The sequence below is a fragment of the Sphingopyxis sp. Root1497 genome, from assembly GCF_001427085.1.
Taxonomy (GTDB): domain Bacteria; phylum Pseudomonadota; class Alphaproteobacteria; order Sphingomonadales; family Sphingomonadaceae; genus Sphingopyxis.
In genome coordinates this window covers 655,118-680,243 of record NZ_LMGF01000003.1, presented here as the reverse complement: position 1 = coordinate 680,243, position 25,126 = coordinate 655,118, and the positions used below count along the sequence as shown (strand labels likewise).

18 protein-coding genes and 1 pseudogene are annotated in these 25,126 nt (G+C 66.4%); 11 read left to right on the top strand and 8 right to left on the bottom strand.

From position 1 onward, the window contains the following. Positions 1–43 precede the first annotated feature (43 nt). The 5 genes from ASD67_RS06640 to pdxR all read right to left on the bottom strand — a co-directional run bounded on the left by ASD67_RS06640 (position 44) and on the right by pdxR (position 7,365). Positions 44–1,147 (bottom strand): PepSY-associated TM helix domain-containing protein, encoded by a 1,104-nt coding sequence (locus ASD67_RS06640; protein WP_056345030.1) that lies wholly within the window; start codon positions 1,145–1,147, stop codon positions 44–46. 152 nt (positions 1,148–1,299) lie between these two features. Beyond that, positions 1,300–3,426 carry a TonB-dependent receptor gene (locus tag ASD67_RS06635; RefSeq protein WP_235535592.1) on the bottom strand — a complete coding sequence of 709 codons (2,127 nt, stop codon included), beginning with the start codon at positions 3,424–3,426 and terminating at the stop codon, positions 1,300–1,302. 220 nt (positions 3,427–3,646) lie between these two features. Further along, on the bottom strand, positions 3,647–5,314 hold the full coding sequence (locus tag ASD67_RS06630; RefSeq protein WP_235535652.1) for an amidohydrolase: 1,668 nt from the start codon (positions 5,312–5,314) through the stop codon (positions 3,647–3,649). Further along, the gene (locus ASD67_RS06625) at positions 5,314–5,811 is read right to left on the bottom strand and encodes a hypothetical protein (protein WP_056345022.1); all 498 of its coding nucleotides are present in this window, start codon (positions 5,809–5,811) and stop codon (positions 5,314–5,316) included. Before ASD67_RS06625 ends, ASD67_RS06630 begins: the two co-directional genes overlap by 1 nt. 87 nt (positions 5,812–5,898) lie before the next feature. Continuing rightward, the gene (gene pdxR, locus ASD67_RS06620; protein WP_056345019.1) at positions 5,899–7,365 is read right to left on the bottom strand and encodes a MocR-like pyridoxine biosynthesis transcription factor PdxR; all 1,467 of its coding nucleotides are present in this window, start codon (positions 7,363–7,365) and stop codon (positions 5,899–5,901) included. 214 nt (positions 7,366–7,579) lie between these two features. On the opposite strand from pdxR, the gene ASD67_RS06615 reads away from it, so the two are divergent. The 9 genes and pseudogenes from ASD67_RS06615 (at position 7,580) to ASD67_RS06580 (ending at position 18,165) form a co-directional block, all read left to right on the top strand. Continuing rightward, positions 7,580–8,179, top strand: a complete 600-nt coding sequence (locus ASD67_RS06615) for an FMN-binding negative transcriptional regulator (RefSeq protein WP_235535591.1) — start codon at positions 7,580–7,582, stop codon at positions 8,177–8,179. Further along, positions 8,176–9,564 (top strand): amidohydrolase family protein, encoded by a 1,389-nt coding sequence (locus ASD67_RS06610; protein ID WP_235535590.1) that lies wholly within the window; start codon positions 8,176–8,178, stop codon positions 9,562–9,564. The genes ASD67_RS06615 and ASD67_RS06610 overlap by 4 nt, the downstream gene beginning before the upstream one ends. Then, positions 9,561–10,829 carry an amidohydrolase family protein gene (locus ASD67_RS06605; RefSeq protein ID WP_056345010.1) on the top strand — a complete coding sequence of 423 codons (1,269 nt, stop codon included), beginning with the start codon at positions 9,561–9,563 and terminating at the stop codon, positions 10,827–10,829. Before ASD67_RS06610 ends, ASD67_RS06605 begins: the two co-directional genes overlap by 4 nt. Next, positions 10,829–11,605: a pyrroline-5-carboxylate reductase gene (proC, locus tag ASD67_RS06600; RefSeq protein WP_056345007.1), complete on the top strand. Its 777-nt coding sequence runs from the start codon at positions 10,829–10,831 to the stop codon at positions 11,603–11,605. The genes ASD67_RS06605 and proC overlap by 1 nt, the downstream gene beginning before the upstream one ends. A gap of 39 nt (positions 11,606–11,644) precedes the next feature. After that, positions 11,645–12,982 (top strand): MFS transporter, encoded by a 1,338-nt coding sequence (locus ASD67_RS06595; protein WP_082544990.1) that lies wholly within the window; start codon positions 11,645–11,647, stop codon positions 12,980–12,982. A gap of 28 nt (positions 12,983–13,010) precedes the next feature. Next, the gene (locus tag ASD67_RS06590; RefSeq protein ID WP_056345004.1) at positions 13,011–14,060 is read left to right on the top strand and encodes a YncE family protein; all 1,050 of its coding nucleotides are present in this window, start codon (positions 13,011–13,013) and stop codon (positions 14,058–14,060) included. A gap of 13 nt (positions 14,061–14,073) precedes the next feature. Next, positions 14,074–15,992, top strand: a pseudogene (locus ASD67_RS23655) (amidohydrolase family protein); the annotation flags it as partial. Between the two features lie 2 nt (positions 15,993–15,994). Then, a partial coding sequence (locus ASD67_RS23650; protein WP_235535589.1) for an amidohydrolase family protein occupies positions 15,995–17,221 on the top strand: 1,227 nt, incomplete at its 5' end. Continuing rightward, a complete protein-coding gene (locus ASD67_RS06580) occupies positions 17,203–18,165 on the top strand; it encodes an alpha/beta hydrolase fold domain-containing protein (protein WP_082544887.1) in 963 nt (320 codons plus the stop codon). The genes ASD67_RS23650 and ASD67_RS06580, both read left to right, overlap by 19 nt. Here the strand turns inward: ASD67_RS06580 and ASD67_RS06575 are convergent, their stop codons facing one another. Then, positions 18,166–19,356, bottom strand: coding sequence for a CaiB/BaiF CoA transferase family protein (locus ASD67_RS06575; RefSeq protein WP_056344998.1), 1,191 nt, complete (start codon positions 19,354–19,356; stop codon positions 18,166–18,168). A gap of 326 nt (positions 19,357–19,682) precedes the next feature. Between ASD67_RS06575 and ASD67_RS06570 the strand changes: the two genes are divergently transcribed. Then, positions 19,683–21,740: a TonB-dependent siderophore receptor gene (locus tag ASD67_RS06570; protein ID WP_056344995.1), complete on the top strand. Its 2,058-nt coding sequence runs from the start codon at positions 19,683–19,685 to the stop codon at positions 21,738–21,740. 96 nt (positions 21,741–21,836) lie between these two features. Then, positions 21,837–23,774, top strand: coding sequence for an NAD(P)-binding protein (locus ASD67_RS06565; RefSeq protein WP_056344993.1), 1,938 nt, complete (start codon positions 21,837–21,839; stop codon positions 23,772–23,774). A gap of 3 nt (positions 23,775–23,777) precedes the next feature. Here the strand turns inward: ASD67_RS06565 and ASD67_RS06560 are convergent, their stop codons facing one another. Both ASD67_RS06560 and ASD67_RS06555 read right to left on the bottom strand, forming a co-directional pair. After that, the gene (locus ASD67_RS06560; protein WP_056344990.1) at positions 23,778–24,449 is read right to left on the bottom strand and encodes a Fe2+-dependent dioxygenase; all 672 of its coding nucleotides are present in this window, start codon (positions 24,447–24,449) and stop codon (positions 23,778–23,780) included. A gap of 11 nt (positions 24,450–24,460) precedes the next feature. Beyond that, complete coding sequence (locus ASD67_RS06555) at positions 24,461–25,087, bottom strand: hypothetical protein (protein WP_056344987.1); 627 nt, start codon at positions 25,085–25,087, stop codon at positions 24,461–24,463. Positions 25,088–25,126: the final 39 nt, after the last annotated feature.

Here is a 25,126-nt window from a genome sequence, read left to right as displayed (position 1 = left end):
GGAGCCGCGTCGCGGCGGCGTGCGTTCGCGATGTTGGCGTCTGTCACTGACGCGAGGCTGACGCCCGACCCTGCGGCTTTCGGCGTTTCAGCCACAGCAACAGCCCGGCGACGATCATCGTCACGAGCCATAGGCCGACGGCGATCGACAGGATGCGGCCGATGATCCCGCCGGCTTCGCCCGTATGGATCGGGAACAGCGCGCCCATGAAGGCGCGCGCCGGTTCGGCCTCGGCGATCGGGAAGACCCCGCGCACCGCGCCGGTGTTGGCGTCGATCAGCACCCGCGTGTCGCCATAGGCGCGGCGGATTTCGCCCGGGGCGTTGACGCGGACATAGTAGGTCGCGTCGCCGTCCCTGGGCCAGGCGACCTGCGTCAGGCTGCTGCCGGGCACCGCGTCGATCGCCGCTTGCGCCGCTTGCGCAAATCCGATCGAGGATCCCGTGGCGGGCACCGCCGGCAACGCGACGCTCTTCGCGCCGATCAGATCGCCGACGCCATCCTCGAATTTCATCAGCGTGCCCGTTGCCGCGATGACGAGAGCGGGAAGCGCGACCCATAACCCGAGCGCGCGGTGCCAGCCGTACAGGCGCGCCGCGGGCGGCCCCTTTTGCGCGGGCGTCAGCGCCCGCCGCCAGGTTCCGCGCTTCGGCCAGGCGGCGACCAGGCCGAGAAGGAGGTTCGAGCAGAGGAGGAGGCCGCTGATCGCGACGATCCAGCTTCCCCAGCTGCCGAGCAGATCATGATGAAAATCGACCAGGAAGCCCATCAGCCTGCTTTCCTCCGCGCGCGGGCGGTCGATGACCGTCCCGTCGCCGAGGATACGGACCGATGTGCTTTCGCCATCCTCGCGCTGCAGATAGATATTGAACCGGTCGGTGCCGCTACCGGTCGTCCACACGGTCGTGGCGCGGGAGCCGGCATCCTCGGCGACCAGCGCGTCGATGCGGCGTTCGATGGCGACAAGGTCGGTGGTCCGGTGCGCGCTCGAAAGCTGTGCGTCGGTGATTTCCCAATGGAAGACGATCGCGATGCCGGTCAGCGCCTGAAGCAGCCAGAAGATCGCGGCGCCGATGCTCAGCCAGCGATGGATGGTCAGGATCGACCGGCGGAAGGGCTTGCGCCCGCTGGAAACAGCCTCGCTCATCCTGCCCTTCTGGCCTCGGGATTGGGTCCCCTAAACATCCACTTTGGGATAATGGATGGGGCCAATGGCGATTTTCGGATCAATCATTGCGCCAGGAAAAAGCCCCGGCTGTTGCCAGCCGGGCCTTGGGAGCAAAGGATTTCGGTTGTCGATCAGAACTCGACGGTCACCGAGGTCTTGAACGTCCGCGGCTGGCCCTGGACCAGATAGCCGCCAAGCGAAGAGGACCAATAGGCATTGTTCGCCACGTTATCGACGTTGAAGCGGAAGGTGATCGGCGTCTCGCCCGCCGCGACGACATAGCGCGCGCCGAGGTCGAAGCGCGTCCATTCGCCCAGTTCCATCGTGTTGGTCAGGTTGAACGCCTGTTTGCCCGTCTGGATGACGCGGCCGGTCAGCGTGACACCGGGCAGGAAGCCGAGGTCCCATTCGACGTTCGCGTTCGCCGTATATTTGGGCACGCCGATCGCGTCGCGGCCGTCGGTCGCGCCGCCGGTCGTCTTCTTCTGCGTCGCGTCGGTGATCGACACGCCGGCGATGATGCGCAGGCCCTTGGTCGGCTCGCCGTCGAAGCTCAGCTCGAAGCCCTGGTTGCGCTGCAAGCCGTCGACCGTGAAGACCGGCAGCAGCGGACCCGCGCCGTCGGGGTCGGGACTTACGAACGACTGCGGCCGGTCGGTCGTAAACAGCGCCGCCGACGCGTTCCAGTTGCCGAACGACACCTTGCCACCGATTTCATATTGCACGCTCTTGAAGGGCGGGAAAATCTCGCCGACGTTCGAGGTGCCGGCAGGCGCCGCCGGACCCTGCGCCAGACCCTCGATGCGGTTGCCATAGATCGAGAAATTCTCGCTCGGTTTGACGACGATCCCGACGACCGGGGTGGTCGCGCTTTCTTGATAGCCGCCGGTCTTTGCGCCATTGGCATAGGAATAGCTGCTGGTCTCGATCTTCTGGCGGCGCAGGCCGACGGTCACGAGCAGCTTGTCGTCGAAGGCGCCGATCGTGTCCGACGCGAAGAAGCTGGTCAGGCGAGTACGGCTGATCGGGAAGGGATCGGCGATATTGCCGCCTAAGAAGAAATTGAACGCCGGCTGCGCCACATCGACGGGGTCATAAAGGTTGGTGCCGTTGGTGGGCCCGCGCGAAAAGATCCCGAACTGATAGGCGTTGCGATTGACGTAGCGGCTGTGCGAGCCGCCGACGTTGATCTGGTGCGTGATCGGCCCGGTCGCGAAATGGCCGCGCAGCCCGACCTGTCCGGCCTCGTTATTATCGTTGCGTGGAATGTTCGAACCGGTGGCGTAACCGTCGCCGGGGTTGACCAGATTGTCGATCGTCAGGCTCTGGTAGCGGCCCCGCTCGGCGGCGTCGCGTGCGCCGACGGCGGCGTAGAAGGTGAAGTTGTCGGCGATATCATATTCGAGCTTTGCGATGCCGAAGATGTCGCGGAGCGTCGTATAATTCCACTCTTGGCCATAGTTGCCGCTCGCGCTCGGCACGTCGGGAATGGTCGTGACGCCGAAGGCGAGCTGAACCATCGGGCGCATATGTTGGACCTTGGCGCGCTGATAGGCGAGGTCGAGCGACACGCGCAGCGGCCCCGAACGATAATCGAATGCCGCGCCGAGCACGGTCGAGCTGCGATATTCGTCGTCGATGGCGATATCGCCCCAGCGGCCGGCGCCGTTGATCCGGACGCCGAATTCGCCTTCACCGCCAAAGCGGCGACCGAAGTCGAAAGCGCCGCCAAAATGCGCATCGGACAGGTAATTGGCGGTGACGCGGTTGGTGTCCTTGTCCTTCGCGCGCTTGGGCGAGAGGTTGACGGTGCCGCCGAGCGCGGTGCCGCCCGGCGCGGCGCCGAACAGGAAGGAACTGGCGCCGTTCAGGATCTGGACCTGGTCATAGAGTTCGGGCGAAACGAGCTGGCGCGGCGTGACGCCGTACAGGCCGTCGATCGCGATATCCTCGCCGAACAGCGGAAAGCCACGGATCACGAACTGTTCGGACGCGTTGGCGAAACCGAGCGAGGTCCGGACCGAAGGATCGTTTTCCAGCACCGCGCCGAGCGACAGCGACTGCTGGTTGAGGATCAGCGTCTCGTTATAGGATTTGACCGCAAAGGGGGCGTCCATGGCGTCGATGTTGCCCAGCGCGCCGAGCGATCCCTCGCGGGAAACCTGCGTCTGGTTGTTGCGCTGTGCGGTGACGACGATGCTCTCGCTGTCTTCGGCGCTGTCCTGCGCCAGGGCCGGCGCGGTTGAAAGGAGCGCCACGCTCAGAACGGCAAGCGCGCTTCCCCGATAGATGTTGCGATAGGCAACCATGTTCAATCCCCCTGTTGGTGTCCAAAACCCCTCCCGAGCCGGCAGGCCACGGGGGCCAAGCCTCTTATCGGTATGGCGACCTTAGATCGTCGATTGGGCCATTAAACATCCAGTTCGTTGCGCCGGCTGGGGACCAACTTTGCATTTATGTTACAAACGGCTGAAGTTTTCAGCCGTAACGTTGCCTTCCTCCGACGATCGTCCGGAGCACTTTTGCCTCTATAAGCAAATGCGAGTCGATAGCAAATAGATCGCTGTCCCACACCACGAAGTCGGCGAGCAAACCCGGCACGATCGCGCCCATCTTCTTCTCGTTGAAGCCGGCATAGGCGCCTTCCTGCGTATAGCTGTGCATCGCCTGCGCCAGCGTGACGCGCTGTTCGGGAAACCAGCCGTTCGGGTTCAGCCCGTCGAGTGTCTCGCGGTCGACCGCGGCTTCGAGTCCCGTCAGCGGGTCGATCGGCGCGACCGGCCAGTCGGACCCCATGCAGACATGTGCGCCCGAGCGGACGAGCGAGCCGAAGGCGAAGCTGGTCTTGAGCCGCTCCTCGCCGATCCGGCGCACCGCCCAGCGGCCGTCGTCGATCGCATGATAGGGTTGCACCGAGGCGATGACGCCCTGTTCCTTGAATCGGGCGATCGCGTGCGGCTTCATATGCTGGACATGCTCGACGCGGAAACGCCGGTCGCGCGGACCATTGGCCTTGGCGACCGCGGCGAGGGTGTCGAGGACGATGTCGTTCGCTTCGTCGCCGATCGCGTGGGTGGTCACCTGCAGCCCGGCCTTGTCGGCGCCGGTGATCCAGGTCTTGAGGTCGGCCGGGTCGGTAACGACGATGCCGCGCGTCGCCGGATCGTCGGCATAGGGTTCATAAAAGCGCGCGGTGCGTGACCCGAGCGAGCCGTCGAATACGACCTTGCATGCCCCCCACTGCACCCAGTCGTCGCCGCGCCCCTCGCGCTTGATCAGTTGGACCTGCGCTTCCCAATCCTTGAGCGGCAGATAGTGGCGGAAGCGCAGCCCGGTTTCGCCCTTCGCGCGCAGACGGCGGGTGGAATCGAAGCTGCTCGTTTCGAGTTCGGTCGGGTGGACCTGCGTCACGCCCTTGCTCAGCGCGAGCGCGATGCCGCGCTCGACCGTGGCGTCTATCTGGGCGGGCGTCGGCGTGCCGATCGCGCGCTGAACCAGCTCTTTCGCCGCGTCCTTGATGATGCCCGTCGGTTCGCCCTTCGCGTCGCGTTCGATCACCCCGCCGGGCACGTCGGGGGTGTTGCGGTCGATGCCCGCCAGCTTGAGCGCCAGTGAGTTAAGGAACAGCATGTGAAGGTCGTAACGGATGACCGCGACCGGCGTGTCGGGGGTCACCGCGTCGATCCAGTCCTTGTGCGGCATCTCGCCGCCCCAGCGGTCCTGGTCCCAATTGCCGCCCTGCAGCCATTCGCCCTTGGGCAGCGCTTTCGCCGCGGCGGCGATGCGGTCGACGAATGCCTTGGGGTTTTCGGCGTCGCGCAGCGACGGCTGCGACAGCATCGTCGATGCGATCACGAAATGGACGTGCGGGTCGATGAAGCCCGGGGTGACGAAGGCGCCCTTCAGGTCGATGACCTGCGTGGCCTTGCCGGTGCGCGAGCGAACCGCGTCGGCGCCGATCGCGGCGATGCGATCGCCCTTGACGCCGATCGCGTCGCTGAAGGTCGCGGGACCGGCGCCGGTCCAGATGCGGCCGTTGATATAGGCGGTGTCGAGCGTGTCGCCGCCCTTGGCAAAGGCGGCGCGGGAGACGGCCGCCGCAGCGGTTCCGCCGGCGACGGCGAGGAGCGTGCGGCGGCCGATCATCACTTGGTTGCCGCCGATTTGCGCGGCGGGTTCTCGGCACGCCATGTGTCGAGGCGTCCGAGCCATGTCGCTGCGGAGAGCGGGCCATAGGTCTTGGAATCAGTATGTTCGGCGACCAGTTCGCGAATGTTGACGAAATAGGCGGGGCCGCTCGGCAGGCCGAGCTCCTTGCGCTTCTTGTCCATCGCCGCTTCCTGCGCGGGGGTCGGCTCGATACCGGTCACCGGCTTGAACAGGATGACGTCGAAATCGGCGCCATTTTCATGGAAGAAAAGCTGGGTTGGGGGGAAACCACCAGCGGCGGCGACCTCGTCGGCCTGCGCGATGCGGCGGATGAACTCTTCCTGCTTGCCGGGGGCAAGCTTGAAGATTTCGAACCATGCTTCGGGCCAAGCGGCCTTTTCGGCGGCGGGAGCCGGCGCCGGGGCCTGCTGGGCGGCTGCGGGCGTGAACGGCAGCAAGGCTGCGGCGAAGACTAGCGCGACATTATATTTCATGAATTTCCCTCCTGGACCGTTGCAGATTTCCCCATCGCCGTGGATCGTAAAACATCCAACAATGGCGCCATCGATGGGACCAAGGTGTCAGCCCGCGGCCGCCTTGCGCAGCGCGGCGAGCGCGGTGCGCGCTTCATAGCTGTTCAGGCTGGCAAAACCGATCCGCAGCCCGCGCGGGGCATCGGGATGCGTCATGAACGAGCGCGACGAGGCGAAGCGCAGGCCCATCGCCGACGCCCGCGCCTCCATCTGGTCGAGGTCGATATCCCCGAACCGCAGCCAGAAGGCGAGCCCGCCATCGGGCATCTTGTACTGGACGATATCGCCGAGCGTCTTGTCGAGTTCGGCGGCGAAATTCTCGCGCCGTTCGGAATAGACCTGCCACACTTTGCGCGCGTGGCGGCGCAACTCGCCATTCTCGATCAGCTCCGCCGCGGCATCCTCGGTTAGCGCATTGCCCATGCCGTCGGTCAGCGAGACGCGGTGCGCGATCGCATCGACGATGGCGGGGGGCGCCGCGACATAGCCGATGCGCAGCGCCGGCAGCAGCAGCTTCGACATCGATCCGACATAGATGACCTGACCTGGACCATAGCTCGCGAGCGGCAGCAGCGGCTGCGAATGGAAATGAAACTCGTGATCATAGTCATCCTCGATGATCGCGAAGCCGAACTGGCGCGCGAGTTCGAGCAGGCGGAGCCGGCGTTCGGGGCGCAGCGAGACCGTCGTCGGAAACTGGTGGTGCGGGGTCACGAACACCGCGCGCACAGCGTTGCGGCGGCACGCATGCTCGACCGCGTCGATGTCGATCCCGTCCTCGTCGAGCCCGACCGGCACGATATTGGCGCCAAAGGCCCGAAACGCAGCGACCGCCGGCTCATAGGTCAGCGCCTCGACGACGACCGAATCGCCGGGGCGAAGCAGGACTTGCGAGGCGAGGAAAATCCCGTTCTGGCTGCCCCGCGTGATGCAGATATTTTCGGCGGTCACCGAAAGCCCGCGCTGGCCGCGCAGCATCGACGCGATGCCCTCGCGCAGTGCGGGGGACCCGCGCGGGTCGCCATATTGGAAGCCGTTGATCTCGGCGGCCCGGTTCGTCGCGCCGCGATAGGCGCGCGCCAACAATTCGGTGGGAAAAAGCCGCCCGTCGGGGGCGCCCTCGTCGATCTTCAGCCCCGATCCGCCGGGCAGCGCGATCGGCCGCGCCGGCGGCTCGGAATAGCGATAGTCGACCCGCACGCTGCTCATCGTCAGTTCGACATCGCCCTGCTGACGCTTGACCGGGTCGGGCAGCGCGGCCGCGACCATCGTCCCGCGCGTGCCGGCGGAGTCGAGCCAGCCTTGTGCGATCAGATCTTCGTAGGCGAAGACCACGGTCTTGCGATTGACGCCCAAAATCTTCGCCATTTCGCGGCTGCTGGGCAGGTAGGTGCCCGACGTCAGCTTGCCGCGCTCGATGTCGCGGATCAGCGCCTGGATGATCTGCATATAGATCGGCGTTTCGCGCGACGGATCGATCCGTTCGCTGAGGCTTACTTGCCAAGGTCGCAGCATTGGACCAGTCCTTTCCGAAGAAATCCTTCGAGTCTGGAGCCAAGGGTAATGAGGGCAGGGCGGCGCGGCAAGTGCCCGCTGGTCCCCCCAGCTTTCTTTTTTTGGTGCTTGTCGGAGAGCCAAGGCTGCTCGACAAGAACGGTACGACGGGGTGCGTGCCGGGCCGGCGATGAGTCGCGGGGCGGAGCACGAAAGGCTTTTCTCAGGGGGCGGCGTGACGCTTTTCGAACGATTTGACGGGGCCGATGTACGCAAGCTGGTGGAGGATTATCCGCTCGCCTGGGTTTGCGGCGGCGGCGCGGCCGACATCGAGGCGAGCCTGTTGCCGCTGATCGGCCGCTTCGACGCGCAAGGGGACCTGGTCGAACTGATCGGCCACCTCATGCGGACCAACCCGCTTCATGCCGCACTCCTGTCCGATCCGCGCGCGACGATCCTCTTTCAGGGTCCGGACAGCTATGTCAGTCCCGAACATGCAGGGCTTCGCGACTGGGCGCCGACCTGGAACTATGCACAGATCAAGGTCCGCGCCGAGGTCCGCTTCGACGAGGCCTTGACCGAACCCTCGCTCGACCTGCTCATCGACGCGATGGAAAAGGGGCGGCTCCAGCCCTGGTCAAAGGAAGAGCTTGGCGAGCGCTACCATGGCATGCTCGGCCGCATCATCGGATTTCGTGCGACGGTCACCGGGCTGACGGGTAAGTTCAAGCTCGGGCAGGACGAAAGCAAGGAGGCGCTGGCATCGATCCTCGGGACGCTTCCCGACGCGGCGATGACGGACTGGATGCGGCGGTTCAACGGGGGGCGATCATGAGCATGAAGCGGATAGGGCTGCTTGCCGCGATCGGCGCGATCCTGTGCACGGCCGGCCCGGCGGGGGCGCAGCGCCAGGCTTCATGGCCGTGGCAACAGGACCCTTTCCCGAGCCACTATCACGCGCCGCCGGCGGACGACATGCTGCTGCGCGGTGCGACCATCCTCGACGGTGTCGGCGGGCGGATCGACGGCGGCGATATCCTCCTTCGCGGCGGCAAGATCGTTGCGCTGGGGCGGAATCTCGCGAACCCCGGCGTCCGCGAGGTCGATGCGCGCGGGCGCTGGATCACCCCCGGGGTGATCGACGTCCACACGCACAACGGCACCTTCGTACTGCCGCTCACCGCGATCGACCGCGAAGCCTCCGACGTGTCGGAGGTCAGCACCCCCAATGCGGCCGACACCTGGATCGAAACCGCAGTCAACGCGCAGGACATGGCGTTCGACCGGGCGCTGGCGAACGGCGTGACGACGACCCAGATATTGCCCGGCTCGACCCCGATCTTCGCGGGGCGCTCGGTGGTGGTGAAACCGGTTCGCGGCGCGACCGTGTGGGACATGAAGGTCACCGGCGGGGTGCAGGGCTTCAAGATGGCGTGCGGCGAAAATCCCAAGAGCTGGGGCGCCGACGACGACAATGAAGGCCCGACGAGCCGGCAGGGCGTGATCAGCTATATGCGGCAGGAATTCCTCGACGCGCAGCGCTACAAGCGCGCGGTCGAACAGGCGCGCGCCGGGGCCGGCACCATGCCGCCGCGCGACCTGAAGCTGGAAGCGGTCGCCGGCATCCTCGCGGGCGATGTCCGCGTCAATCTCCACTGCTACCGCGCGGGCGATATCGCGGCGGTGCTGGCGGTCGCGAAGGAGTTCGGTTTCCGCATCGGCGCGGTCCATCACGCGACCGAAGCCTACAAGATTCCCGGCGTGCTGCGCGAGGCGGGGACCTGCGCCGCGGTGTGGGCCGACTGGTGGGGCTTCAAGGTCGAGGCGCAGGACGCGATCCGCGCCGAAGCGCCGCTGCTTGAACGCGCCGGGGTCTGCGTGATGATGCATTCGGATTCGGCGAACGACGGCCAGCGGCTCAATATTGCGGCGGCGAAGGCGGCGGCGGCGGGGCGCCGCATCGGCATCGACACGCCGCCCGAGACGATGATCAAATGGACGACGAGCAATCCGGCGAAGCTGCTCGGGCTGGAGAAACGCATCGGCACGCTGGCCCCGGGGTTCGAGGCCGATATCGTCCTCTGGTCGGGCGATCCGTTCAGTATCTACAGCCGCGCCGACCTTGTCCTCATCGGCGGCGCGATCACCTGGGATCGTTCGAGGCCGCGCACGGAGCCGATATCCGATTTCGAACTCGGGCGCGGGGGGATCGGCCAGTGAGGACGCTCGTCAGCCTGCTCGCGCTCGCGCTCGCGGCCCCCGCCACGGCGCAGACGATCGCGGTGATCCACGCCGACGCCTGGACGATGGACGCCGACACGCCGGTCCGCGACGCGACGATCGTCATCGACAACGGGCGCATCACCTCGGTCGCCGCGGGCGGCGGCGTGCCCGACGGTGCAACGATCATCGACGCGCGCGGCAAGCCCGTGACGCCGGGCCTCGTCAACGGCGCGACCCAGATCGGCCTCGTCGAGATAGCGGGATCGCCCGACACCAGCGACACCGGCTCGGCCGACGAACGCAATCCCGGCAATGACGTCAGCCGGGCGCTCAACGGCAACTCGACGGTTGTCGGCCTCGCGCGCGCCGACGGTATCACGCGCGCACTGATCTTCCCTTCACCATCGCGTCACGCCCCTTTCAGCGGCGAGCCGGCGCTGGCGCGGCTGCGGGACGGAGTCGACATCTTGGATAAGCCCAATGTCGGCGTCTACGCCGTCATCGGCGGCGGCGCGTGGGACCGGCTCGGTTCGCGCGGCGTGCAATGGGCGGCGCTGCGCAAGGCGCTCGACGAGGGCAAGCGCGGCCTCGCGCCGCCGCCTCCGGCCGACAAAAAGAAGGACCGCAAGGGTGGCGCCCCGGCGGGCAGCCCGCCCGGCGCCCGGCCCGGCGAGGAATTGATTCGCGGCGTGCTGCAGGGCCGGATGCCGCTGGCGATCCAGACCAACCGCGAATCCGATATCCGGCAGGCGGCGGCGCTGGCATCGGATTTCGGGATCAGGGTGATCGTCGTCGGCGGGGCCGAGGCATGGCGCGCGGCCGATCTGCTCGCCGCGGCCAAGGTCGACGTGATCCTCGATCCGGTCGCGAACCTGCCATTCAGTTTCGACCAGCTCGGCGCGCGGCAGGACAATGCCGCGATCCTTACCAAGGCCGGCGTGCGCGTCGCGGTCGGACAGGCCGGCGGCGCGATCCATGCGACCTATAATGCGGGCATGGGGCTGCGCGAAGGCGCCGGTCTCGCGGTCGCCAACGGCCTGCCCTATATCGATGCGCTGCGCGCGGTGACGGTCAATCCGCTCGCGATCTGGGGCCGCGGCGGCGGGACGCTGGCGCCCGGCGCCGATGCCGACCTCGTCGTCTGGGACGGCGATCCGCTCGAACCCTCGACCATCGCGCTGCACGTCATCGTCGAAGGCCGCGAGACCGAGAGCCGCTCGCGGCAGGACAGGCTCGCCGAACGCTACAGGGACGCGCGCTGATGCCCGTGCTCCTCGTCGGTTGCGGACGCATGGGCGGCGCGATGGCGCGCGGCTGGGCGGGCAGCGAAGCGATATTCGTCCACGATCCGCTCGCCGAAGCGCAGCCCGACGACGCCACGCGTGTCGATCGGCTCGACACGCTCGCGCCCAACGATCTGGTGGTCGTGCTCGCGGTCAAGCCGCAGGTCTTCGCATCGCTGGCGCCGTCGCTCGGGCCGCTTGCAGACGGCGGGGCGCTCTTCGTGTCGATCATGGCGGGGATCACCCTCGCCGGGCTGAGCGAGGCGCTCGGCGGCTCGCGTCGGATCGTTCGCGCGATGCCCAACACTCCCGCCGCGATCGGCCGCGGTATCACCGCCGCCGCTGCGGGCGAAGATATCGACGCCACCGACCGCGCCCGCGTCGAAACGCTGCTCGCCCCGACCGGCGCGCTGCTCTGGCTCGACGACGAGGCGCAGATGGACGCGGTGACCGCGGTGTCGGGGAGCGGCCCGGCCTATTTTTTCCGCTTTACCGAGGCGCTGGCGCTGGCGGGCGAAAAGGCGGGCCTGTCGCCGCCGCTCGCGATGCAGCTCGCCCGCACGACCTTCACCGGCGCCGCCGCGCTGGCCGAACAGGACTCCGCTGAACTGGCAGAGCTTCGGCGCCAGGTGACGAGCCCCGGCGGCACCACGGCGGCGGGGCTTGGCGAGATGGACCGCGACGATGCGATCGACCGGCTCGCCGCGGCGGTGGTCGGGGCCGCGGCGGCGCGTTCGCGCGCGCTTGCCGATTGACCCGAACGGACCGGCGCCGATGCCGGCAGGGAGACGATGATGTCCGATAGGTTCGGCCTGGCCGGCGTAACGGCCGATTCCGACGCCGCGCCCGCCCCGCGCCCGGCGGCGCCGGACGCGCTCGATCGCCGGACGCGCGCGCGCGCGGCGGTGGCCGGGTCGGCGGGCAATCTGATCGAATGGTATGATTTTTACGCCTATGCCTACACTGCGCTCTATTTCGCCTCTGCTTTCTTTCCCGAAGGCGACCGCACCGCGCAGTTGATCAATGTCGCCGCCATCTATGCGGCGGGGTTCCTGATCCGTCCGCTCGGGGGCTGGTATTTCGGGCGCTATGCCGACCGCCACGGGCGCCGCGCCGCGATGATCGCCTCGGTACTGCTGATGGGCGCGGGTTCGCTGCTCGTCGCGATCCTGCCGACCTATGCGACGATCGGCGCGGCGGCGCCCGCGCTGCTGCTGGTGGCGCGATTGATGCAGGGCTTTTCGACCGGCGGCCAATATGGCGCGGCCGCGACCTATCTCAGCGAGATCGCCGAGCCGGGCAAGCGCGGCTTTTACGCCTCGTTCCAGTTCGTGACGCTGATCGGCGGACAATTGTTCGCGCTGCTTACGGTCTTCCTGCTCCAGACGGCGATGAGCGACATGGCGATCCGCGAATGGGGCTGGCGCATTCCCTTCTTCCTCGGCGCGGTGCTGGCCGGCGTGTTCATCCTGTTCCGCGATGCGATGCACGAGACGGCGGAACCAGCGGGCAAGGGCGACGAGGCGGGATCGCTCCGGACGCTGATGCAGCATCCGCGCGCGATGCTGACGGTGATGGCGCTCAGCGCGGCGGGGGCGGTGACGCTCTACACCTTCACCACCTATATGCAGAAATATCTGGTCAACACTGCGGGCATGGACGTGACGATCGCGAGCCGGACGATGCTGATCGTCACCTTCGCCTTCCTGCTGCTCCAGCCGCTGCTCGGTCTGTTGTCGGACCGGATCGGGCGGCGAACCAACCTCCTGATCTTCAGCGGCGGGATGGCCCTGTTCGCGGTGCCGCTGCTCGGTGCGATCGGCAAGGCGCAGACGATGGGCAGCGCGCTGCTGCTGATATTCGCGGCGCTCGCGATCATGAGTTTCTACACCTCGGTCTCGGGGCTGTTCAAAGCCGAGCTGTTCCCCGCCAATGTTCGCGCCCTCGGCGTCGGGCTCGGCCATGCGATCGCGTCGGCGATTTTCGGCGGTACCGCCGAATATGCGGCGCTGACGCTCAAGCAGATGGGGCACGAACAGGTCTTCGCCTGGTATGTCTCGGCGGTCTGCGCGGTCGCGTTCGTCGTCGCGCTGCGCATGCGCGAACCGCGCGCGCACGGCCATCTTCATTGATCCATTCCTCGAAACCGGAGTTCTCCCGATGAAACCGATCTCGCTTCTCTGGGCCGCCGCGCTGCTGTGCGGCGCCCCGGCCCTCGCGCAGGACGCGGCGCCCGATCTGCCTTATGCGATGACGAACAGCGTGACGCTGCCGAGCGGCGATACGGGCTGGGATTATGTGAAGTTCGAACCCGGCACCTCGCGGTTGTTCATGGCGCGGCTGAAGGATGGGCTGACCGTCTATGACGTCGATCGCGGGCAAGCCGTCGCGACGATCGAAAATTCGGTCGGCGCCAACGGCCCGATCCTGCTTCCGAAATATAATCGCGGCTATGTTGCGATGGCCGACGGCTCGCTGCTGAGCTTCGATCTCAAGACGCTGAAACTCATCGCGCGGACGCCGCTCGCCGGCGACGGCGGGCTCAACAGCGGCTCGCTCGATCCCGCGACGGGGCAGCTTCATATCATCACCGGCACCCGGCCCAGCGAGGCGACCTGGTTCAGCCTCGACGCCGCGACGGGCAAGCTGCTGCGGACGACGCGCTTTCCCTTTCGCAAGATGGACGATCCCGCCGCTGACGGCAAAGGCCATCTCTATGCGCCCGCCCGGCTCGACGGCCTCGTCCTCCGGCTCGATTCGGCGACGCTCAAGGAACAGGCGCGCTGGGACGTCGGCTGCAATGTGTCGAAGATGAAATATCTCGCCGCGACCGACCGCCTGCTCGGTGCGTGCGGCGGCGACAAACCCGCGGTGTTCCTGATGGATCCGGCAAGCGGCGCCATCCTGTCGCGCGTGCCGATCGGCAAGGGGCTCGACGCGCTCGCCTATGACGAAGAGCGCGAGCGGATCGTCAGCAGCAATTACGAAGGGTCGATGACGGTCATCCAGCGCGACGGGCCCGACAGCCTGCGTGTCGTCGCCACGATCCGCACCGCGTTCGGCGCCCGCATGATGGACATCGATCATCGCACCGGCCGTCTCTATCTGGTCAATGCGGACTCGACCGATTTTCCCGGCAAGGATGGCGGCGAAGAAGTGACGCGCTACCATCCCGACAGCTTCCGGGTCGAGACATGGCAACCATATTGAAGGGGGCAGCGATATGAAACGCGCGATATGGGGAATGGTATCGGCATGGGCGCTGGCGATGCCGGTGGCGACCTTCGCCGCCGACGAAACCGCGCTGCCGATGAAGCCCGCAAGAACGCTCGACTATCAGGTGTCGAGCGGCACCTTCATGTCGCTGGCGATCTCGCCCGACGGCAAGACGATCCTCTTCGACATGCTCGGCGAAATCTATGCGTTGCCCGCTGCCGGCGGCAAGGCGGTGCCGATCGCGACGGGCATGGCGTTCGAGGTCCAGCCGACCTTTTCGCCCGACGGGCAATGGATCGCCTATGTCAGCGATCGCTCGGGCGGCGACAATGTCTGGATCGCGCGCACCGATGGCAGCGGCGCGCGGCGGATCAGCGACGAAGACGAGGGCGCGGTGCGCACCTCGCCCGAATGGAGTGCCGACGGAAAGTCGATCTATGTCAGCCGCTACCGTATCCGCATCGATCGCTATGAATTGTGGCGCCATCCGGTCGATGGCGGGTCGGGCGAACTGGTTGCGCCGGCCAAGCCGTCCGCCGATGCACCGCGCGATGCCTGGCAAAGCACGCTTGGCGCCGCGGCGTCGCGCGACGGCAAATATCTCTATTTCGCTCGCCGCGTCGGTGACAATGATTTTGCCGAACCGGTGGCATGGACGATCGTCCGCCGCGATCTGGCCACCGGCGCCGAACAGACCGTCGTCGGCAATTCGGGCGGGCGCGAGGCGGGGAAGGAGACTTTCTTCCGACCTGCGATTTCGCCCGACGGCAGCAAACTCGCCTATGCGACGCGGCGGCTAGCGGAGACGCGGCTGCGGTTGCGCGACCTCGCGACCGGCGACGACCGCGATCTGGGCCCCGCGCCCGCCGACCTGATGAACGGCGCGGCCTCGCTCGACCTGATCCCGCGCTATGCCTTCACGCCTGATGGGCAGGCGATCCTGATCGCCTGGCAGGGGCGGATCGAGCGGCGGCCGATCGACGGGGCGGCGGCGACGCCGGTGCCCTTCACCGCGCGGCTGAAGCTGGCGGTCGGCCCGAGCACCCGGATCGGTTTTCGCGAAGACACCGGCCCGGTCCGCGCCAAATTGTTGCAGGGGACGTCGCCGTCGCCTGACGGCCAGCGCGTCGCCTATGCCGCGCTCGGCAGCGTCTATGTCCAGCCGGTCGATGGCGGCAAGGCGCTGCGCCTGCCGATCAGCGGCGACCCCGCCTCGCTGCCGGGCTGGAGCCCGGACGGGTCGCGCATCGCCTATGTCACCTGGAGCGAGCGCGCGGGCGGCGCGGTGTGGAGCATCGCTGCCGACGGCTCCGGCACGCCGGTGAAGGTCAGCGATGTTTCGGCCTTCTACACCCATCCCGCCTTCACGCCCGATGGCGCGAATATCCTCGCGGTCCGCTCGCCGGCGGCGGCGCGGCAACAGACCAGCTTCGAATTCGGCACGGTGCGCCCCGCCGACCTCGTGGCATTGCCTGCGGCGGGTGGGCCGGCGCGGGTCGTTACCAGCGGCGCGCTCGGCCAGCGGCCGCATTTCGTACGCGGCGAACCGGGTACGACCTATCTGCTCAGCAGCGACGGGCTGGTCGCCGTCGATCTGGCACGCGGGACGCAGCGTGTCGTCGCGTCGGTGAAGGCGCAGGATTATTATTTTACCGAGCGGCTCGCCGACGCCGACGACTTGCGGATCAGTCCCGACGGCCAATGGATCGCGGCGCAGACGAGCGAACAGCTGTATGTGCTGCCCATGCCCGCCGATCCCAAGGCGATGGTCGACTTGACTGCCGCCGACACGACGGGGCGGAAGGTCACGCGCATGGGTGCCGACTTCTTCGACTGGCGCGCCGACGGCAGCCTGATCTGGACGGTTGGCAACTATTGGCAGGTCCTGCCTGACGCCAAGGCGACCCCGCCCGCGAAACATGTCGANNCTGACGATGGCGGGCGGCGACAAGATCGTCGAGGATGCCGACATCTTGATCACCGGCGACCGGATCGTGGCGATCGGGCCGCGCGGCAGCTTTGCGGTGCCGAGCGGCACGCCCGAGCGTGAACTGGGCGGCAAGACCGTCGTCCCGGGCTTCATCGACGATCATGACCATATCGGCGGGGTGCGCCGCAACGTCATCGGTTACGACGAATGGGACCTGCCGGCGCGGCTTGCCTTCGGCGTGACGACCTCCTTCGACCCCTCGACGCTGGGCATCGACCAGATCGCCTATCAGGACCTGATCGATGCGGGGCTGGTGATCGGGCCGCGGCTGCGCTCGACCGGCCCGGCGCTCTTCTCCAAGGAGCGTTTCACCTCGCTCGATCAGGTGCGCGACGTACTGCGCCGCTATCGCGACGCCTGGGGGCTGCGCAACATCAAGCAATATCGCGGCGAGAGCCGAACCGTGCGGCAATGGATCGCGATGGCGGCGCGCGAGCTGGGCATCGTACCGACGACCGAGGGCAGCCATAATCCTAAGCTGATGCTGACCCAGATCATCGACGGTTATGCCGGCAACGAACATGCGTTGCCGATCACGCCGTTCGGCGAGGATGTCGTCGGCCTCTATCAGCGCATGCGCACCAGCTATGTTGCGACGCTGCTCATCAACACCAGCGGTCCGTCGGGGCGGCATTATTATGTGTCGATGCACGATCCCGCGCTCGATCCCAAGGTGCGGCATTTCTGGTCGCCGTCGGCGATCGCGCACAAGCTCGGTTTCCGGCCCTGGGGTTCGCTCGCGGCGTCGCGCATGCCCGCGCTGGCCGCCGATGCGGCCAAGCTCGCCGAAAGCGGCGCGCTCGTCGGCATGGGATCGCACGGCGACGAGCCGGGGATCGGCTTTCACTACGAAATGGAGGGCCATGCGCTCGGTGGGATGAAGCCGATGGCGGTGCTGCATGCGGCGACTGCCGGGGCGGCGGAGACGATCGGACGGCTCGCCGACATGGGCACCATCGAACCGGGCAAATATGCCGACCTCGTGGTGTTCGACGAAGACCCGCTGACCGATATCCGCAAGACGATGTCGATCAAACTGGTGATGCGCGGCGGGCAATTGTTCGACGCCGCGACGCTCGACGAACTGTGGCCGACCGCGCGCAAGATGCCCGCGTCGCCCTACATCGACGCCGAGAAGGACGCGCAATGGCTACCGGTGAAATGACGATCGACCCCGAAATCGCGGAATTTCTGGCGATCATGAAGCAGCGCTGGGCGGCGCATCCGCCGTTCGACACGCTGGACTTCCCCGAACAGCGCGCGGTGTCGGAGGCGGTGCGCGCGCATTGGACGGCGGGCGGTCCGGTCATGGCGGAGACGTTCGAACGCCGCTTCGACGCCGGCGCGGGGGAATTGCGCGTCCGCGTCTACCGGCCCGAAGGGGCGGCGGTGCCCGCGCCGGCGCTCGTCTATCTCCACGGCGGCGGCTTCACCCTGTTCTCGATCGACACGCACGACCGACTGATGCGCGAATATGCCGCGGCGGGCGGCTTCGTGGTGATCGGCGTCGATTATCCGCTGTCGCCCGAACATAAATATCCGGTCGCGCTCGACCGCATCGAGGCGCTGATGCTGTGGCTCGGGGCGCATGGCGCGACGCTGGGGATCGATCCGGCGCGGATCGCGATGGGCGGCGATTCGGCGGGCGCCAATCTCTGCTTCGCGACCGCGCTGCGGCTGCGCGCGCGAGGCGAGGGCGGCCTCGTCCGTGCGATCCTTTCCAACTATGGCTATTTCACGCCCGCGGTCTCCGACCGTGCCGAGGCACTTTTCGGCGGGCCGGGGTCGATCATGGACCGCGCTGAGGCGCAGGGCTATTATGCCAATTATCTCGTCGACAGCGCGGCGGGCGCGCAAGATCCCTTCGCCTGTCCGATCCACGCCGAACTCGCCGGCCTGCCGCCCGTGCTGCTGGTGATCCCCGAATGCGACCTGCTGACCGAGCAGTCGATCGCGATGGAAGCGCGGCTCGAAGCCGCGGGCGTCGATACCGAGGCGCGCATCTATGGCGGGGCGACGCACAGCTTTCTGGAGGCGATGTCGATCGCCGAGGTCGCGCGCCGCGCGATCCGCGACGGTGCCGCCTTCATCCGCCGCCGGTTCGGCTGATCAGGCCGCGCCGACGACGCCGCTGTCGATGAGCGTGTCGATCTCGCCTTCGTCGAGCCCCGCCTCGCGCAGGATCGCACGGCTGTCGGCGCCCAGCGCGCGCGGCGCGACGTCGGGAAGCGGCGCGACGCCGTCGAACAGCACCGGTTGCGGCAGCGTGCGCCGGATGCCGTCGGGATAGCCCGACGGCACGTCGAAAAAGCCGATCTCGGCCAGATGCGGGTCGTCGAGCAGGCCGGGCAGGTCGGGGACACGCGAGCAGGGAATGTCGCGCGCCGAAAGCGCGTCGAGCCATGCGGCGGTCGTCCGCGCCGGCAGGCTCTCAGCGACGATCGCATAGAGGGTGTCGATATGCGCGGGCCGTTCGCGCGGGTCGGCGAACCACGGCTGCGCGATGACGTCGTCGCGGCCGACTTCGCTCAGGAAGGACCGCCACTGTCGGTCGGTATAGGGCAGCACCGCGATCCAACCGTTAGCCGTGCGGAATGGCCGGCGATTGGGAGACAGGATGCGCGGATAGCCGGGTTCGCCGTCGACGGCGAAGGTCGCGCCCGCGAGATGTTCGTTGAGCAGGAAGGCGGCGAGTGCCTCGAACATCGGAACCTCGACCTTGATCGCGCCCCTCCGCCCGTTCGCGCGCGCTACCAGCGCCGCCATGATGCCATAGACGGCATGCAAAGCCGCGACCTTGTCGGCGAGCACCGTCGGCACGAAGCGCGGATCGGCGCCGGTCGCCGCTTCGAGTCCCGCCAGCCCGCTTGCCGCCTGGATGATGTCGTCGAACGCCGGGCGGTCGCGATAGAGCCCGCGCTGCCCGAAACCGATCGCGGCGCAATGGATGATGCCGGGGTTGATCGCCGCGACCGCATCGAAACCCAGTCCCAGCCGCTCGGCGGCATCGACACGCATATTGTGGAAGAGAACATCGGCGGTGCCGATCAGCCGGTCGAGAGCGGCTTTGCCTTCGGGTTTCTTGAGGTCGATCGCGAGCATCCGTTTGTTGCGGTTGTTGTTGAGGAACAGGGCGCCGCCGCCGGGACCGGCGGGATGGGCGTGGCGCGCGATGTCGCCCTCGAGAGCTTCGACCTTGATCACCTCGGCGCCAAGGTCGGCGAGGATCTGGCCGGCATAGGGGCCGAGCACGACCGCGCCGACCTCGATGATCCGGACCCCTTGCAACAGCGGCAGCATGTCTCTCTCCCTTGGCGATTTTGTTCCCATATAGAGACTAAAATTATCACAAATAGAGATAAAATCTTGCCTTCTGGCAATATGTGCTACCCGGTTCCGGGGGCGTTCGGGTCGCGATGACCGCCGCATTATCCGCAGTTAGCCGCGGGTAAGCGCGTATCGGGAAGCAAAATCCACCCATCAAAGTCGGCTTTTACCCGAATCCGGACAACCACAGAATTTCAGGCGATCTACACTGGCGTGACAAATTCAAGACGACCGGGGAATTTTTGGCTTAGACCGACAGAAAGAAAAGGGGGCGTAAGATGCGCGTTTGTCTAGATCGTATGGCTGTGATGCGGGGATCGTTCGGGGTGTCATTGCTGGCGCTGGCCTGCGCGCAGCCGGCCTATGCCCAGTCCGAACCGACCGATGAATCCGATATCGTGGTGACCGCGACCGCGTCCACGGCGACCAAGACCGACACCCCCATATTGCGCATTCCGCAGGCGATCGAGGTCGTGACGGTCGAAGAGATGCAGGACCGCGGTGCGCAGAATATTCGCGAAGCGCTGAAGTACACGGCGGGCGTCTACAACGGCGGCGACGATTCGCGCGGCGATTTCAACATCGTCCGCGGCTTTGAATCGGTGCTCTATGTAGACGGGCTGAAACGCAACTATGGCTTCGTCTATATGCCGCGCCCCGAAATCGCGACGCTCGAACGCGTCGAGGTCCTCGTCGGCCCGGCCTCGGTGCTTTATGGCGCGGGCAGCTCGGGCGGCCTCACCAACATGCAGAGCAAGCGTCCGCAGTTTGACTTCGGCGGCAGCGCCAGCGTCAGCTATGGCACGTTCGACCGCAAGGAAGCGACCGTCGACGTCACCGGGCCGCTGAGCGATACGCTCGCCGCGCGCTTCGTCGGCGTGGTGCGCGATTCGGACTCGCGCATGGACTTCACGCGCAACGACCGCATCGTCGCGCAGGGCGCGCTGACCTGGCGGCCGGGCGACCGCACCGACATCACCGCGATCGGCATCTATCAGGAAGATCACAACCCGCCGAACTATAATGTCATGCCGATCGTCGGATCGCTTTTCGCGCTTCCGGGACAGCGCATCCGGAACTCGAGTTTCTTCGGCGAGCCGGGAATCAACCGCGGTGACAAGGAGTATACCGCGGTCTCGCTGCTCGCGACCCACGAATTTTCGGATGCGTTCAGCTTCCGCAGCTCGAGCCGCTATACCTGGGCCAATACCAAGCAGGCCGAATATTATCTGGCCACCTATCTCAGCCCGGGTGGCCCATTGGACCCCTTCCTTCCCGGCACCACGATGGTTCCGCGCAACCTGTTCGCGATCAACATCAAATATCGGACGTTCAACACCGACAATGGCGTGGCGTTCAAGTTCGACACCGGTCCGGTCTCTCACCAGCTGCTCGCCGGCGTCGACTATTCATACTTCAAGCAGGTATCGGGACAGGCGTTCATCGAGAACGCCGGCGCGATCGACGTCTATAATCCGGTTTATGGCAACGCCCCCACGCCGGTCTTCAACTTCTTCAACACCCAGATCCTGAAGCAGACCGGCTTCTATCTGCAGGACCAGGTCGATTTCGGTGAAGTGGCGTCGCTCGTCCTCGGCATCCGGCGCGACCGCTACTCGAAGGTGGACGTTGGTCAGCCGGTGGAAATCACCAAAAAGACGACCAAGCGAGCCGGCTTGACCATCAATGCCACGTCGACGCTGGCGCCCTATATCAGCTATTCGGAATCTTTCCTGCCGATCTCGGGCCTCAACCAGTTCGGTAGCACCTACCAGCCGCTGTCGGGTAAGCAGAAGGAAATCGGGATCAAGTGGCAGCCGCTCCGCACAACGATGCTGCGCGTGTCGCTATACGATCTGAAGGAAAACAATGCGCTCCGCACCGATCCGGCCAATCCGCTGAATCAGATCCAGACCGGCTCGGTCAAGTCGAAGGGCGTCGAGTTTCAGGCCAACCACAATGTCGCCGACGATTTTTCGCTCACCGCGGCCTTCTCCTATGGCAAGGTCCGGCTTTCGGGTGAGGGGCGTCAACGCGACGATACCCCGAAATATCTCGCCAGCATCTTCGGCACCAAGACGGTCGAACTCACCGGCGACATCGACATGCGCCTTGGTGGCGGTGTGCGCTATCAGGGCAAGCAGACGTCGGATCCCTTCGGCGGCGCCTTCGTCGTCGAAACGCCCAGCTACACGCTGGTCGATGCGCTGGTCGCCTTCGACTACAAGGCCTGGACGCTGCAGTTCAACGCGATCAACCTGTTCGACGACGTCTATTATCCGAGCTGCTCGGCCTTCGGGTCGTGCGCCAATGGCGAACCGCGCACGGTGCAGGGGACGCTGAGCTTCCGGTTCTGAACCGAGCATAGCCAAGGTCTTCATGGGGCGGCGGCCGGGGCATCCCCGGCCGCCGTTTTTCGTGGGGCGGACGTGACGCCGAGGAGAGGCAAGACGATGAGCGGACAAAGGTCGGACGAATTGCTGGGCATGGGCAGCCGCATCACGCGGCGCGATTTCTTCAACGGCGCGATGGTGGCGAGCGGCGCGGCGCTGGTTGCGGGTTGCGGCGGCGGACAGGGCGCCGCCGCCGACGGCCCATGGACGCCCTCGGGTTCGTCCTGGACCGGCTATGGCGGGGTCGGCGACTATGCCTGGTCGAACGGCAATACGCAGGCGGTGGTCGATGCCGCGCACGGCATCCGCGATCGCCTTTACCCCGATCCCGCGACGAAGCCGATCGACGAGGATTTCGATCTGGTGATCGTCGGCGGCGGCTTCTCCGGCATGACCGCAGCCTATGAATTTTCAAAGCGCGCCGGCGAGGGCGTGACCTGCCTGCTCCTCGACAATCATCCGGTGGTCGGCGGCGAGGCGAAGCAGAATGAATTCGACGTCGATGGCCACCGCCTGGTCGCGCCGCAGGGATCGAACGGCGCGATCGTTCCGCACGACAATTATGTGCGCGGCAGCTTTGGCGAAGGCACGTACGACATCTTCACCGACTATTATCGCGAGTTCGGCCTGCCGACAAAATACGACCTCGAACCGCTCGGCGGCGGCGCCGAGAAATATGAACTGACCGACTATCATTTCGGTCCGATGGCCCCGGCGTGGGAGAAGGCTTACGCCACCGGCTATCATTTCCCGGGCACCGGCTGGGTCGCCAATCCGACGACCGATGGCTTTGCAAAGACGCCCTGGCCGGCATCGGCGCAGAAGCAGCTCGACGATTTCGTCGCCGACCGCCGCGATGTCCTGTCAGGGGTGGCGAACCCGGAAGCCTGGCTCGATACGCTCACCTATTACCAGCTGCTCGACAAGCTCGGCTATGGCACCGAGGTCCGCAATTATATCAATCCCGGCATCGCGGTCGGCAATTACGGCGTCTGCGGCAGCGGCATTTCGGCCTTCGCGGCGCACCGGTTGCGGCTCCCCGGCACGACGATCAAGGACAAGGTGATTTCCTCGTCCGACATCGGCCTCGTCTCCTTTCCGGGCGGCAACACCGCCTTCATGCGGATCATGCTGCAACGGATGATTCCCGGTGCGATCCGGACGCAGGAACAAGGGCCGCTGGCCCCGGTCGGCGGCACGATCGACCCTGCGAAGCTCGACCGCGCGGGCAACAAGATCCGCATCCGGTCGGGCTCGACCGCGATCGACGTGCGCCATCCCGGCGATCCGGCCAAGGCCGATCATGCGATCGTCAGCTATGTGCGCGATGGCAAGGTTCGCCGCGTTCGTGCCAGGGCGGTCGTCATGGCGTCGGGCGGCTGGGTGAACCGCAATATCGTTTCCGACATGCCCGAGGGCCACCGCAAGGCCTATGGCGAATTCCAATATGGGCCGGTGATGGTCGCCAATGTCGCGCTCCGCAACTGGCGCTTTTTCGACAAGCTCGGCTTCACCAACACGCGCTGGTTCGATGCGCTCGGTTGGCAGACATCGATCCGGCGCAATGTCGATATGGGCGGGGCGCAGGCCTTCACCCCCGACAGCCCGACGGTGCTGACCTTCTACATCCCCTTCCTGCATCCCGATCTGCCCGGCCCGCAACAGGGGCCGGCGGCGCGCGCGCGGCTGTTCGCGACCAGCTATGCCGATTTCGAACGCCAGCTGCGCGAGCAATTGACCGCCGGCTTCGCCGCCGCGGGTTTCGATGCGAAGCGCGATATCGCGGGGATCATTCTCAACCGCTGGGGCCACGCCTATGTCGCGCCGCAGCCGGGTTTCTACTTCGGCCGCGACGGCGCGCCGCCGCCTTCGGACGTGATTCGCAAGCCGCACGGTCGGATCGTCTTCGCGCACTCCGAACTGCTCGGCGAAATGGCGATGGCGCACGCGATGCACGAGGCGTATCGCGCGGCGGGGCAGATCATGGACATGCTCTAGGACTCAGGTTTCGGCCCACATCCGCCACAGGTCGCTGGTGTTGCGCGTCAGCGTGTCGAACGCCGCGCTCTTGCCGCTCTCGGCGAACATGGTGGCGCGCAGATTCTCCAGTTCGAACAGCACGCGCCGCTTGTCAGCCTCGCGCACCAGGCTCTGGATCCAGCCGACCGCGACGTCGCGCTGCCCGGACGTCACCTTGGCGACCTGGTGCACCGAATTGGCGGGATAGAGGATCGCGGCCCCGGCGGGCAGCTTGAACGATCGCGTACCGGCGGGCTCGTCGATCTCCAGCTCGCCGCCCTCGTAACTGTGGGGATCGGAGAGGAAGAGCGTATAGGCGAGATCGATGCGCGTCTGCGGCGCTTCGCCCATCAGGGCGTTGTCGACGTGCGGGCCGTAACCCATGCCCTCGGTATAGCGGCTGAACAGCACCGGCCGCATCATGCGCGGCATCGCCGCCATCGCGAAAAAGCGATTGGCCGCCAGCGCTTCGGTGACCGCCGCCTGCATTGCGGCATAGTCCTTCGAATCGCCCGCGACCTGCTTGTTTTCCTTCACTCCCGCCGCAGCCCAGCCGGCAGTCTCGCGCCCGTCGATGAAGTGCTGCCTGTCCATCATGGCGACCAGCTTGTTCAGCTGGTCGCCAGTCAGGATATCGGGGATGCAAATCAGCAAGATGCCGTTCCCTACATGTCGGGCGCGGCGCCCTTCTTCAGCGCATGCGCCTTGCCCGAAACGGTGCCGTCGGGCTTCACCATCGCGACGCTATCCATCACGAAGAACATTGTATAGCAGCCCGTGATCTGGGTCTTGCCGGCCCAGGCGATATCGACGCACAGCTTGTTGTCCTCGGCCTGCCAGCTGCCGGTCACCGGCTCGTTGACCTGCGCACTGCACACGCCCTCGTACAGGAGCAGGCCGTCGCCGGGGATTTCCGTCTTGGGGCATTTCTTCACATCGACCGCATCGTAACGGATGTTGTAGCCGCCCACCTTGCCGTTGGCGCTGTACTGGTGCGCATAATGATAGGGGATGGCGAGGGTGTTGCCGGTCAGCGCCTTGCCGATCTGCTCGGTGGTCAGCGCCGGAAAGGACAAAGTCGGCCAGACGCGGTGCGAGCCGATGCCATTCTCGCCGCCTTCGCCGGCCAGCATCAGCGACAGCGCCTTGTCGAAACCGGTCGGATAGACCAGCTCGCTCGGCTGCGGTGCCTGCGGCGCGTTGGGATCGGCCGCCGTCGCCGGCACCGCCATCGTCGTCGCGGCCGCGGCGCCCGCCGCCACCGTCCATAGCTTCATCGTGAAATTCTGCATGTCAAAGACCTCCCTATCGACGACCCAGCCGGCGCCCGA

Coding starts and splice junctions, on each gene's coding strand:
- ASD67_RS06640 (WP_056345030.1), bottom strand. CDS start 1,147: ATGAGCGAGGCTGTTTCCAGCGGGCGCAAGCCCTTCCGCCGGTCGATC.
- ASD67_RS06630 (WP_235535652.1), bottom strand. CDS start 5,314: ATGATCGGCCGCCGCACGCTCCTCGCCGTCGCCGGCGGAACCGCTGCG.
- ASD67_RS06625 (WP_056345022.1), bottom strand. CDS start 5,811: ATGAAATATAATGTCGCGCTAGTCTTCGCCGCAGCCTTGCTGCCGTTC.
- pdxR (WP_056345019.1), bottom strand. CDS start 7,365: ATGCTGCGACCTTGGCAAGTAAGCCTCAGCGAACGGATCGATCCGTCG.
- ASD67_RS06610 (WP_235535590.1), top strand. CDS start 8,176: ATGAGCATGAAGCGGATAGGGCTGCTTGCCGCGATCGGCGCGATCCTG.
- proC (WP_056345007.1), top strand. CDS start 10,829: ATGCCCGTGCTCCTCGTCGGTTGCGGACGCATGGGCGGCGCGATGGCG.
- ASD67_RS06595 (WP_082544990.1), top strand. CDS start 11,645: ATGTCCGATAGGTTCGGCCTGGCCGGCGTAACGGCCGATTCCGACGCC.
- ASD67_RS06590 (WP_056345004.1), top strand. CDS start 13,011: ATGAAACCGATCTCGCTTCTCTGGGCCGCCGCGCTGCTGTGCGGCGCC.
- ASD67_RS06580 (WP_082544887.1), top strand. CDS start 17,203: ATGGCTACCGGTGAAATGACGATCGACCCCGAAATCGCGGAATTTCTG.
- ASD67_RS06575 (WP_056344998.1), bottom strand. CDS start 19,356: ATGCTGCCGCTGTTGCAAGGGGTCCGGATCATCGAGGTCGGCGCGGTC.
- ASD67_RS06570 (WP_056344995.1), top strand. CDS start 19,683: ATGGCTGTGATGCGGGGATCGTTCGGGGTGTCATTGCTGGCGCTGGCC.
- ASD67_RS06565 (WP_056344993.1), top strand. CDS start 21,837: ATGAGCGGACAAAGGTCGGACGAATTGCTGGGCATGGGCAGCCGCATC.
- ASD67_RS06555 (WP_056344987.1), bottom strand. CDS start 25,087: ATGCAGAATTTCACGATGAAGCTATGGACGGTGGCGGCGGGCGCCGCG.